Origin of the sequence: Cellulomonas iranensis NBRC 101100 = JCM 18110, from assembly GCF_001552375.1 — a bacterium.
Taxonomy (GTDB): domain Bacteria; phylum Actinomycetota; class Actinomycetes; order Actinomycetales; family Cellulomonadaceae; genus Cellulomonas; species Cellulomonas iranensis.
In genome coordinates, this window is the sequence record NZ_BCRB01000098.1 from 1 (window position 1) to 12073 (window position 12073).

At 77.5% G+C, this 12073-nt stretch carries 7 protein-coding genes; 4 read left to right on the plus strand and 3 right to left on the minus strand.

The window, feature by feature from the left end; all coding sequences use genetic code 11:
• Positions 1-170 precede the first annotated feature (170 nt).
• Positions 171-746, minus strand: coding sequence for an ECF RNA polymerase sigma factor SigK (sigK, locus tag CS2_RS15840; RefSeq protein WP_070320709.1), 576 nt, complete (start codon positions 744-746; stop codon positions 171-173).
• Positions 747-1025: 279 nt separating this feature from the next.
• Entirely contained in the window at positions 1026-1883 is an 858-nt protein-coding gene (locus CS2_RS15845) for a RecB family exonuclease (protein WP_070320710.1), read from the minus strand.
• Positions 1884-2083: 200 nt separating this feature from the next.
• On the opposite strand from CS2_RS15845, the gene CS2_RS15850 reads away from it, so the two are divergent.
• The 4 genes from CS2_RS15850 (at position 2084) to dop (ending at position 7798) form a co-directional block, all read left to right on the plus strand.
• Positions 2084-3214, plus strand: a complete 1131-nt coding sequence (locus tag CS2_RS15850) for a site-2 protease family protein (RefSeq protein WP_070320707.1) — start codon at positions 2084-2086, stop codon at positions 3212-3214.
• A gap of 23 nt (positions 3215-3237) precedes the next feature.
• Positions 3238-4311, plus strand: a complete 1074-nt coding sequence (locus CS2_RS15855; RefSeq protein WP_082740294.1) for a tRNA (adenine-N1)-methyltransferase — start codon at positions 3238-3240, stop codon at positions 4309-4311.
• 154 nt (positions 4312-4465) lie between these two features.
• Positions 4466-6100, plus strand: a complete 1635-nt coding sequence (gene arc, locus CS2_RS15860; RefSeq protein ID WP_046528515.1) for a proteasome ATPase — start codon at positions 4466-4468, stop codon at positions 6098-6100.
• A gap of 87 nt (positions 6101-6187) precedes the next feature.
• The gene (gene dop / locus CS2_RS15865) at positions 6188-7798 is read left to right on the plus strand and encodes a depupylase/deamidase Dop (RefSeq protein WP_070320712.1); all 1611 of its coding nucleotides are present in this window, start codon (positions 6188-6190) and stop codon (positions 7796-7798) included.
• Between the two features lie 132 nt (positions 7799-7930).
• On the opposite strand, the gene CS2_RS19140 is transcribed toward dop, so the two are convergent.
• Positions 7931-12073: SCO7613 C-terminal domain-containing membrane protein (locus CS2_RS19140; RefSeq protein ID WP_070320708.1), on the minus strand; the 4143-nt coding region annotated here is incomplete at its 5' end.

Consider the following 12073-nt stretch of genomic DNA (forward strand, 5'->3'; position numbering starts at 1 on the left):
GGTCGCGGCGGCGAGCGTCGCCGCGACGGCCCGCAGCTCGCGGGCCTCGCGCGCGGCGTCCGGGTCGCGCGCGAGCAGCGCCTCGACGGCCGCCCGCTCGTCGTCCGAGACCGCGTCGAGCGCCCACGCGCCGAGCAGGTCGCGCGTCGCGTCGTCGGTCGGTCGCTCGCTCACGCGACCACCCCCAGGCAGTCGCGCAGCCGCAGCAGGCCGTCGCGGATCCGGCTCTTGACCGTGGGCAGCGCGGCGTCGAGGCGCGCCGCGACCTCGCGGTAGCTCAGGCCCCCGTAGTAGGCGAGCTCGACCGCGGTGCGCTGCGTGTCCGTCAGGCCGCCGAGGCAGTGCCGCACCCGGGCCGCCTCGAGGTTGCCCTCGGCCTCCTCGGCGACCTCGTCGTACGGGCGCGGCACGTCGGCGTCCAGCGCCGCCTGGTCGCGCCGGCGCTGCGCCTGCACCGAGCGCACGCGGTCCACCGCGCGCCGGTGCGCGAGGGTCGCGGCCCACGTGCGGGCGGAGCCCTTGGCCGGCTCGAACCGCGCCGCGGTGCGCCACACCTCGACCATGACCTCCTGGGTCACCTCGGCGGCGTGGTGCGGGTCGCGCAGCACCGCGAGGGCCGTGCCGTGCACGACCGGCGACAGCGTGTCGTAGACGTGCACGAACGCGTCCTGGTCGCCCCCCGCGACGCGCAGGAGGTGCTCCTCGACCGAGCCGACCGCGGGTGGCGGGGTGGAAGGTGCAGGCACGGGCGCCAGTGTGCCCCACCCGGCCGGGCCCGGCGCGGCGGACGTGCGGCGGACGCAGCGCGCGCGGTGCGGACCGGGCCGGTGCGCGGGCGCCGCCCGGTGCCGGTGCACGCCCGGCACCGACGCGCACGGACGCCGCACGTCACCGGCGCGGCGCGTGCGCACCGCACCGCCGTCGCGGAGGTCCGTCGGGTGGGGGCCGGGCATCTTAGGGTCGCTCCTCGTCGCTCGCCTGTCGTGGAGGGTTCGGAGCCGACGGCCCGACGGATGGGCGGGCGTTCAGGCGACGGGTGCGACGCCGATCGCCCGTTCGACCGCACCGGGCGGCACGGGCGGCGGGGTGCCCCCGAACGACGGGCAGCGGTCGCGGAACGAGCACCAGTCGCACAGCCGCGACGTGCGCGGACGCCAGTCGCCGCTGCGCGCGGTGTCCTCGATGCCCGCCCAGATCGACCGCACGCGCGCCTCGAGCGTGTGCATCTCGGACTCGGTGGGCTCGTGGCTCACCACCACGCCGTCGCCCAGGTACGCGAGCTGCAGCCGCTTGGGCAGCACGCCGCGCGTGCGCCACACGACGTACGCGTAGAACCGCATCTGGAACAGCGCCGAGCTCTCGAAGCCCGGGCGCGGCGACCGACCGGTCTTGTAGTCGACGACGCGGACCCAGCCGTTCGGCGCGACGTCGACCCGGTCGACGACCCCGCGCAGCCGCGGCCCGTCCTCGAGGTCGTGGCGCACGTGCAGCTCCCGTGCCCGCGGCTCCAGGCGCGTCGGGTCCTCGAGCGTGAAGTACGTCTCCAGCAGGCGTCGTGCGCCCGCGAGGAACTCCTCGCGGGCGGCGTCGTCGGCGTGCAGCTCGCGGTAGCGCGGCTCCTCGTCGAGCAGCGCGTCCCAGCGCGCCGGGAGCGTCGCGCTCGCGGCCTCCAGGGTCCGCTCCGCCGCGGGCAGGTCGAACAGGTGCTCCAGCACGGCGTGCACGAGCGTGCCCCGCGCGGCGGCGGGCGACGCCGGCTCGGGCAGCCGGTCGACCACGCGGAACCGGAACAACAGCGGGCACTGCAGGAAGTCGTTCGCGCGCGACGGCGACAGCCCCGGCACGCGCGGCTCGGCAGCCGGGCCCGAGCCGTCCGTCGGCACAGGGTGCTGCGGCTCGGCGAGGTCGGTCGGGCGGTCGGTGTCCACGCTCACGCGACGAGGGTAGGCGCCGCCGCCCACAACGCCGCCAGGACGTCCCGCGCCAGGCCGCACGGGTCGCTCCTGCCGCACGGGTCGCACCGGTCGCGACCGCGGGCGCCGGACTACGGTCGTGGCGTGCCCACGACCGTAGGCTGGCGTGCGTGAACGCACCCCGGCACGACCGTCCCGCCGGCTGGCTGCTCGGCCACGTCGCGGGCGCGCCCGTCGTCGTCGCGCGCAGCTGGCCGCTCGCCGCCGTCGTCCTCACGTTCGTCTTCGCGCCCGCCGCGGCCACCTGGACCACCGGCGGCGGCGCGCTGCCCTACGTCGTGGCGTTCGCGTTCGTCGTGCTGCTCTTCGCGTCCGTGCTGGTGCACGAGCTCGCGCACGGGCTCGTCGGCAAGGCCCGCGGCGAGCAGCCCGACGCGTTCGTCCTCACGCTGTGGGGCGGGCACACCACGTTCCGCAGCGTCGCGGCCACGCCCGGCACGAGCGCGCTCGTCGCGGTCGTCGGGCCCGTCGCGAGCATCGCGCTCGCGGGCGCCTTCCTGCTCGTGTCGAACCACCTCGCACCCGCCGGGTCGCTGCTGCAGACCCTGCTGTGGGCCGGTGCCGCGGCCAACGGGTTCGTCGGGCTGTTCAACCTCGTGCCGGGCCTGCCGCTCGACGGCGGACGCGTGCTCGAGGCCGGCGTGTGGGCCGTCACGCGCGACCGGCACCGCGGCGCCGTGGTCGCGGGGTGGGCCGGTCGTGCCGTCGCGGTCGGGCTCGTGCTCGTCGTGCTGGGCCGCCCGTTCGTGCTCGGCCTGACGCCCGACCTCGTGACCGTCGCGTGGGCGGCGCTCATCGGCGCGTTCCTGTGGTCCGGCGCGACCGCGGCGATCCGGGGCGGACGCACCGGCAGGGTCGTGCAGACGCTCACGCTGCGGACCGTCGGGCGGCCCGCCGTCGTCGTCGGCGCGCAGGCGTCGCTCGCGCACGCCCGGGCGACCGCCGCCGCGGCGCAGGCCGCCGAGGTCGTCGTGCTCGCACCTGACGGCCGCCCCGCGGCGTACGTCGACACCGACGCGGCCGCGCGCGTGCCGGCCGAGCTGGCCGGCACGACGAACGTCGTCGCGGTCGCGACGCCGCTGCCCGTCGGCGCGACCGTCGACGGCGCGCTCGAGGGCGACGCGCTGCTGCGCGCGCTCAGCGACGCGTCGCGGCACGGGCCCGTGATCGCGGCCCTGGTCGACGGGCGCGTCGTCGCGCTGGTGCGCACGGCGGACGTCGTCGCGGCGCTGCGCGGCTGACGCCGCCCCTAGACTCGGCGCACGTGACCACCGACCAGACCGCGGACGACCGCGTGCCCGCCGCCGCACCGACCGGGGCGGACGTGCGCCGCGGCCCGTTCCGCGTCGGCGAGCGCGTCCAGCTGACCGACCCGCGCGGACGCCTGCACACCATCACGCTGCAGCCCGGGGCGACGTTCCACACGCACCGCGGCTACCTCCGCCACGACGAGCTCATCGGTGCGTCGCAGGGGGTCGTGGTCCAGAACACGTCGGGCATCGAGTACCTGGCGCTGCGGCCCCTGCTGTCCGACCACGTGCTGTCCATGCCGCGCGGCGCGGCGGTCGTCTACCCGAAGGACGCGGGCCAGATCGTCACGATGGGCGACGTGTTCCCCGGCGCGACGGTCGTCGAGGCGGGCGTCGGGTCGGGCGGTCTCACGCTGTCGCTGCTGCGGGCCGTCGGCGACGCGGGCCGGCTCGTGTCGATCGAGCGGCGCGAGGACTTCGCGGCGATCGCGCGCGGCAACGTCGAGCAGTTCTTCGGCGGCGAGCACCCCGCGTGGGACCTGCGGCTGGGCGACCTCGCCGACGAGCTGCCGCACGCCGCCGCACCCGGCACGGTCGACCGCGTCGTGCTCGACATGCTCGCGCCGTGGGAGAACCTCGACGCGGTCGCCACCGCGCTCGCACCCGGCGGCGTGCTGGTCTGCTACGTCGCGACGACGACCCAGCTGTCGCGCCTCACCGAGGACCTGCGCGCCGACGGTCGGTACACCGAGCCCGAGGCGTGGGAGTCGATGGTGCGCGGCTGGCACCTCGAGGGGCTCGCGGTCCGCCCGCAGCACCGCATGATCGGGCACACCGGCTTCCTCCTGACGACGCGTCGGCTGGCCGACGGCGTGCAGCCGCCGCAGCGCAAGCGCCGGCCCGCGAAGGGCTCGTACCCCGTGGCCCCCGACGGCACGCCCGCGCCGGACGCCGAGCTGTGGTCGCCCGAGGCGATGGGCGAGCGCGAGACGTCGGCCAAGAAGATCCGCCGCGTGCGCCGTGAGCTGCACGTCGCGCCCGACGACCTCGCCGCGCGCGAGGACGGCACGCCGCCCGAGGACGACTGAGCGCGTCCACGCCTCGGGACGGTCGCGAGACACGGGGTCGTCGCGGCGTCACCGTTGACACGGGCGGCTAGGGTCGACGGACCAGCAGGCACAGCGTGGTGCTCGGTGGACCGGAGGAAGGGCGCACCGCGACGCGGAACGGAGGCCGATCACCATGACGGAACCTGCTGCCGGCGGGCGTGACCTGCAACGCGAGCTCACGGTCCTCGCCGCCAAGAACGAGCGCCTGAGCGAGGCGCTCGTGGCCGCGCGCGAGCAGATCCTCGAGCTCAAGCGTCAGGTCGACGACCTCGCCAAGCCGCCCGGCACGTACGCGACGTTCCTGCGTGCGCGTGACGACGGCACGGTCGACATCGTCTCCGCGGGGCGCAAGATGCACGTCGGCGCGAGCCCCACGCTCGACGTGCACCGCCTGCGCCCCGGGCAGGAGGTCATGCTCAACGAGGCCCTCACGGTCGTCGAGGCCGGCGGCTACGAGCAGGTCGGCGAGCTCGTCACCGTCAAGGAGATGCTCGGCGAGGGCCGCGCGCTCGTGGTCGGCCGAGGCGACGAGGAGCGCGTCGTGCGGTTCGCCGGGCAGGTGGCGGACGCGGGCGTGCGCGTGGGCGACGCGCTCACGATCGACTCGCGCAGCGGCTTCGTGTTCGAGGTGATCCCGCGCGCCGAGGTCGAGGACCTCGTGCTCGAGGAGGTCCCCGACATCGACTACGGCGACATCGGCGGCCTCGGCCCGCAGATCGAGGCGATCCGCGACGCCGTCGAGCTGCCGTTCCTGCACCCCGAGCTGTTCCGCGAGCACGGGCTCAAGCCGCCCAAGGGCGTCCTGCTGTACGGCCCGCCGGGCTGCGGGAAGACGCTCATCGCCAAGGCGGTCGCGCACTCGCTCGCCGCGACCGCGGCTGCGGCCCGCGGCGAGGACGTGGCCGACGCGCGCTCGTACTTCCTCAACGTCAAGGGCCCCGAGCTGCTCAACAAGTACGTCGGCGAGACCGAGCGGCACATCCGTCTCATCTTCGCCCGCGCACGCGAGAAGGCGTCGCAGGGCCATCCCGTCGTGGTGTTCTTCGACGAGATGGAGTCGCTGTTCCGCACGCGTGGCACGGGCGTGTCGAGCGACGTCGAGACGACGATCGTGCCGCAGCTGCTCGCCGAGATCGACGGCGTCGAGCGGCTCGACAACGTCATCGTCATCGGCGCGTCGAACCGCGAGGACATGATCGACCCCGCGATCCTGCGGCCCGGGCGCCTGGACGTGAAGATCAAGATCGAGCGCCCCGACGCCGAGGGTGCGCGCGAGATCTTCGCGAAGTACCTCACGCCCGCGCTGCCGATCCACGCCGAGGACCTCGCCGAGCACGGCGGGTCGGCCGCCGCGGCCGTCGAGGCGATGATCGCGCGCGTCGTCGAGCGCATGTACTCCGAGGCCGACGAGAACCGGTTCCTCGAGGTCACGTACGCGAGCGGGGACAAGGAGGTCCTGTACTTCAAGGACTTCAACTCGGGCGCGATGATCCAGAACGTCGTCGACCGCGCCAAGAAGACCGCGATCAAGGACCTGCTGGCGACCGGTCAGCGCGGCATCCGGGTGGACCACCTGCTCGCGGCGTGCGTCGACGAGTTCAAGGAGAACGAGGACCTGCCCAACACCACGAACCCTGACGACTGGGCGCGCATCTCCGGCAAGAAGGGCGAGCGCATCGTCTTCATCCGGACCATCGTGCAGGGCAAGAAGGGCGTCGAGGCGTCGCGGACCATCGAGAACGTCACGAGCACCGGCCAGTACCTCTGACGGTCGCACCGCCGCCGCGCGCGGCGGCGGTGCGCGGGCCGCGGACGCGCGCCGCCGCCGTCGGCGTGCTCACCTAGGGTGGTCGGCGTGACCGTGCGCCGCGTGATGGGGATCGAGACCGAGTACGGCGTCCTGCAGCCGGGCAGGCCCATGGCCAACCCGATGCTGCTGTCGAGCCACGTCGTGGCCGTCCACGCCGCGGCGCGCGAGGCGGGCCGGGGACGCGCGCGGTGGGACTACGACGACGAGGACCCGCTGCACGACGCCCGCGGGTTCCACCTGCAGCGCGCGTCGGCGCACCCGTCGCTGCTCACCGACTCGCCGACCGTGCCCGCGCCCTCGGGCGACGCGCCGCAGGAGCTCCCGCGCTCCGACGTCGAGGAGTACGAGGACCCGGGTGCCGCGAACGTCATCCTCACCAACGGCGCGCGCCTGTACGTCGACCACGCCCACCCCGAGTACTCCTCGCCCGAGGTGACGAACCCCCTGGACGCGGTGCGCTGGGACCGCGCGGGGGAGCTCGTCATGCTCGACTCGGTCCGGATGCTCGCGAGCAACCCGGCGCTGCCCGACGTGTCGCTGTACAAGAACAACGTCGACGGCAAGGGCGCCACGTACGGGACGCACGAGAACTACCTCGTGGACCGCGCGGTGCCGTTCGGCGACCTCGTCGCGCGGCTCACGCCGTTCCTCGTGACCCGCCAGGTGTTCACGGGTGCCGGGCGCGTCGGGCTCGGTCAGCGCGGCGAGCACCCGGGCTTCCAGCTGTCCCAGCGCGCCGACTACATGGAGGCCGAGGTCGGCCTCGAGACGACCCTGCGCCGTCCGATCGTCAACACGCGCGACGAGCCGCACGCCGACCCGACGCGCTGGCGGCGCCTGCACGTCATCATCGGTGACGCGACCATGCTCGAGGTCGCGACCTACCTGCGCCTCGGGACGGCGGCGCTCGTGCTGTGGCTCGTCGAGCAGGCCGAGGCGGGGGTCCCCGCGGCGTGCCGTGCGGTGCGGGCGGTGGACCGGCTCGCGCTGCGCGACCCGGTCGGCGCCGTGCACGCCGTGAGCCACGACCTCACGCTGACCGAGCGCCTCGAGCTCGCGGACGGTCGACGGCTGACGGCGCTCGAGGTGCAGGGCGAGTACGTCGCCGCCGTGCGCGCCGCGCTCGACGGGACGGAGGGCGCGTCCGACGCCCAGACGCTCGACGTGCTGGACCGGTGGGAGTCGTTGCTGCACCGGCTCGCCGACGAGCCCGCGACGTGCGCGCGGGAGGTCGAGTGGGTCGCCAAGCTGCGGCTGCTCGACGGCATGCGCCGGCGCGACCACCTCGCGTGGGACCACCCGCGCCTGGCGGCCGTCGACCTGCAGTGGTCGGACGTGCGCCCCGAGCGCGGGCTGTACCACCGGCTGGTGGCGGCGGACGCCGTCGAGCGGCTGGTGACGCCCGAGCAGGTGCAGGACGCCGTGGTGCACGCCCCGCAGGACACGCGCGCGTACTTCCGCGGCGAGGCGGTCGCGCGGTACGGCACGCAGATCTCGGCGGCCAGCTGGGACTCGGTGGTGTTCGACGTGCCCGGGGCGCGGGCGCTGCAGCGCGTCCCCATGCGCGACCCGCTGCGGGGGACGCGGGCGCACGTGGGCGACCTGCTGGACACCAGCCCCGACGCCCGCGCGCTGCTGGCCGCCCTGGGCGGTTGAGTACGCGGCGCCGACCCCCGCTGCCCGGTCAGGCGTGCGGGGCGGTGCGGACCGCGGCAGCACGCTCGGGAGGACCGTGCCGGTGCGCCCGCACCGGGCGGACCGTGCGCGGCCCGTGCCCCGTGCGCGCGGTCAGCGCATGTCGCCGACGAAGCGCACGGCCTCCTTCGCCTCCCGGACGCGTCGTTCGTAGGTGAGGCCCAGCCCGAGCACGACCGCACCGCCGACGGCGAGGAGCACCCACCCGTCGACGTCGGCCAGCGCGCGCACCGTGAGTGGGCTGAGCACGACCGCGAGGGTCGTGAGCGTCGCGGCGACACCCAGCACGAACGGTGCCTGCCAGCGCTGCGCGGCGCCGACGGACGTCGCCGCCAGCGCCAGCGCCAGCAGGACCGCCAGGCGCACGGCCCCCGGGCCGGTGAGCCAGAGCGCGGCGAGCGGCGCGCCGACCGCGAGCGCGACGGGCGCGCCGAGGGCCGACCACGAGCCGGCGGCAGGCTGCTCGCGCAGGTGCCGGGCGCCGAGCGCGCACGCGAGCAGCCCGAGGACGGCCCACGGGAGGTCGACGGGCTCGGGTCCGCCGCGCAGCGCGACGGCGACCACGGTCGCGGTCGCGACCGCGAGGCCGAGCGTGACGTCGCCCCGGAACGGCCGCCACCACGCGAACGCGGCCGCGCCGGCGAGCAGGGCGAGCGCACGGACCGTCCCGAGCCCGGTCGCGTCGACGGCCAGCACGACGGGCAGCGCGAGGACCACGGTCAGCGCGGCGCGCGTCACGCGACGGTCCGGGACGGGCGACCACGCTCGCGCGGCGACCGCCACGACGACCGCCGTGAGGACCGCGACGAGCTCGACGCGCCACGGCGTCGCGGTGCCCGGTGCGACGGCGGCGGCGACGCCGGCGCACCAGGGGCCCGCGAGGGCGACGCCGGCGGCCGCGGCCGTGAGGGGGCGCCGCGCGTCGCGGTCGGTCGGGCCGCCCGAGGAGCGTCGGCGGCCGCCCGCGAGCCACGCGAGCCCGAGCAGCGTCGCGGTCACGCACGCCCAGAGCACGGGGCGCGCGTCGCCGGCACGGACGAGCACGAGGGGCACGAGCAACGCGGACCCCACCGTGAGCCACGGGCGCGGCGCTGCCGCGCGCCGTGCCGTGAGCGCGACCGTCGCGAGCACCAGCAGCGCGGCGAGGGTCGCCGGCACGTCCGCGGCCCCGCCCAGCTCGGCCGCGCGTGCGGGGTGGTGCGCGACGAGCACGACGGTGGCGACCGGGACGAGCGCGAGCGTCAGCGCGAGCCCGAGGTGCGCGAGCGGCGTCCCGGGGTGACCCGCGCCGCGCGCGCCGGGCGCGCGCAGCCGGTGCCCTGTCGCGCCGCCCAGGAGGGCCAGGGTCGCGGCGACGGCGGCGAGCGCCGTCACGCGGACGGCTGCCGCACCGCCCGCCGGCGCGGCGAGTGCGGCCACGAGCGTCGGCAGCGCGCCGACCGTCAGCAGGAGCCACGGGGTCCCGGTGTCGACGGCACGCCGGGACGCCGCGGTGCGGGCGCGCACCGCGCACGCGGCGAGCGCGACGGCCGCGGGCCACGTCCAGACCTCGACGAGCACGGTGCCGTCGGGCAGCTCCGGACCCGGGACCGCCCCGGGCAGCCCGATCGCGGCGGCCGTGGCGCGAGCCACGGGTCCGAGGACCACGAGCGCCCCACCGAGCCCGGCCAGCAGCTCGGCGGCCGCGGGGCGCCGGCGCAGCAGCAGCCCGGCGACGACCACGGCGGCCGCGAGCGCGGCCGCGAGCGTGGCGCGGTCGACGACCACGGGGCCGACGGCGAGCGCGCCCGGCAGCACCGACGTGGGCAGCGTCGCGACCGCGAGCCCCGCGGCGAGCAGCCGCGACGCGCGCGGGCGTGCGCGCACCAGGCGCCACGCCGCGACGGCCGCGACGACGAGACCGGGGACCGCCGTGTACGGCTCGACGACGCCGACCTCGCGCGTGCCCAGCAGCGACCACCAGGCACCGGTGCCGAGCGCGAGCGTGAGCCACCACCCCTGCGCGCGGCCGGGGGCGAGCGCCCAGGCGGCGGCGCACGCGGCGGCGACGACCAGTGCAGGCCCGGGTGCGCCGGTCGCGGCCGCGGCGCCCACGCCCGCGGCTGCGACGAGCCACCCGCTCACCTCGGCCGCGTACCGCGCGACGGGCGTGCCGGTGCGGGCCAGCAGCACCGCTGCGGCGGCGGTCAGGCCGCCGACCGCGACGGCCGCGAGAGCGGTCGCGTCGACGGGCGGCACGCCCGCCGACCGGTGCACGGTGAGGACCGCGAGCGCGAGCACGGGGGCGACCGCCGCGGAGCCGACGACCGCGTGGGGCGGCCCCCACCGCCGGGAGCCCGCGAGCAGCGCGACCACGAGCCCGGCGCACGTGGCGGCCGCCACGAGGGGCGCGGCGACCGCGAGCGCCGTCGCTCCGGGTGTCGTCGCGGCGTGGTGCGCCGCCGCGGCCCACGTCGCGGCGCCGGCGAGGGCGACGCCCGTCAGGGCGCAGTCCCGTTCCGCCGCCCCCGTGCGCCGCGCCCCGGCGCGCGCGAGGAGCGCGGCACCCACCGGGGCGACCGTCAGGGCGGCCGCCACGACGGCGGCCGCCCCGGCGGCGACGCCGGTGCACGTGCCGGCGACGAGCAGCAGCGTGGCCGCGACCAGGGTCGACGAGCCGGCCGAGCCGGGTGCGCGCGACCACCGACGGGCCAGCACCGCGAGGACCGTCGGCGCGACGAGCGCACCGGCGACCCACCCCGGCCCGGGCAGCGCCCCGAGGACGCCCAGCGTCCCGGCCAGCACGGCGCCGGCGCGTGCGGCGGTCGGGTGCAGGCGTCGCTCGCCGACGTGCAGCGCGGCGGTCGCCGCCGCCGCACCGAGCACGAGCACGAGGACGGACGCTGCGGGCGGCACGAGTCCCGAGGTCGTGACGGGCAGGGTGGCGATGACGAGCGCCGTCCCGCCGTGGGCGCACGTGCGCGCGAGCCGGCGGCCCTCGGGGCCGGTGCCGGTGCGGCGCGTCGTGAGCACTGCGAGCCCCACGGCGGCCGCGACGGCGAGCGTCGGGGCGAGCACGACGAGCGGCGCCGTGCCCGCGTCGGCGCCGAAGGCGAGCCGCGTCGCCGTCTGCGCGACGAGCGCGAGGACCGACCAGGTCGCGAGCGTCGCGGCGGTCACGAGCGCCGCCCCGGACGCCGCACGCACGTGGGCTGCGACGTCGGGAGCCCGGACGTCCCGGCGCGGGGTGGCGGTGGTCGACACCGTTCCGTGGGCAGTGGCGTCCGCGTCCACACCCGCCGGCGTGCCCGGCGAGCCCTTCCGGACGAGGAGGGCCGCCGCCACGGCGCACGCGGCGGCCGCGCCGGCCTGGGTGGCCACGAACGTCCCGGCGGCCGGCGCGACGAGCGTGGCGACCGCGCCGGCGCCGGTCAGCGTCAGCGTGCACCCGGCGGCACGGGTCCAGGCGAGCACCGTCCCGGGGCGGGGCGGGGCGGCCCCGGTCGCGGCACGGAGGTCGGTGAGCCCCTGCGCGACCAGGAGCGGCACCGTGCCCAGCAGCAGCGCCACCGACGGCCAGGCGCCGGACGGCAGCGTGACGAGCTGCGAGACGGCCGCCGTCGGGACCGCGACGCCGAGTGTGAGCGCCGCGAGCGTGCGCAGGACCAGCGTCTCGGCGCGTCCGGACGCCCAGGGCCCGGTCGCCCGCACGAGCGTCGTGGCCGACGCCGCGAGCAGGAGCGCGACGACGCCGTCCGGGCGGGGGACCACCGGGAGCCAGGCGAGCGGCGCCAGCGGCAGCAGGACCGCGCCCGCGACGGACCCGACGCGCAGGCGTGACCGTCGGCCCCATGCCGTGAGGAGCAGTGCGCTCACCAGCAGCGACACCGCGGCCTGGGCCGTGCCGTCGCCCGGGGCGACGGCACCGGTCGCCCGCAGCGCCCACGCGTCGAGCAGCAGCAGCACCACCGCGACCGCGCCGACCGCCTCGGCGCCCTGCCGCAGGCCGCGGGCGCGCAGCCACGACGCGAGCGCGAAGACCACGAGCGTGCCGACGGCGACGACGGCCGCGCGGCCGCGCAGCCCCATGACGTCCCACGCGAAGACGAGGAACGTGATGCTCGCGGCCGCGAGCAGCGACGCGCCCACCACCTGCAGGACGGTCTGCACGCGCCAGGGGCGGCGCGCGGGCGCGGCCGGCGCCGGGACGCTCGGGCGCGCCGGGGGAGCGGCGGCGGGGGCGGCGACGTGCGGGGC

What these genes read in the sequence shown, in the direction of transcription:
- arc (WP_046528515.1), top strand. Translation starts at nt 4,466, where the DNA reads ATGACGGAACCTGCTGCCGGCGGGCGTGACCTGCAACGCGAGCTCACG.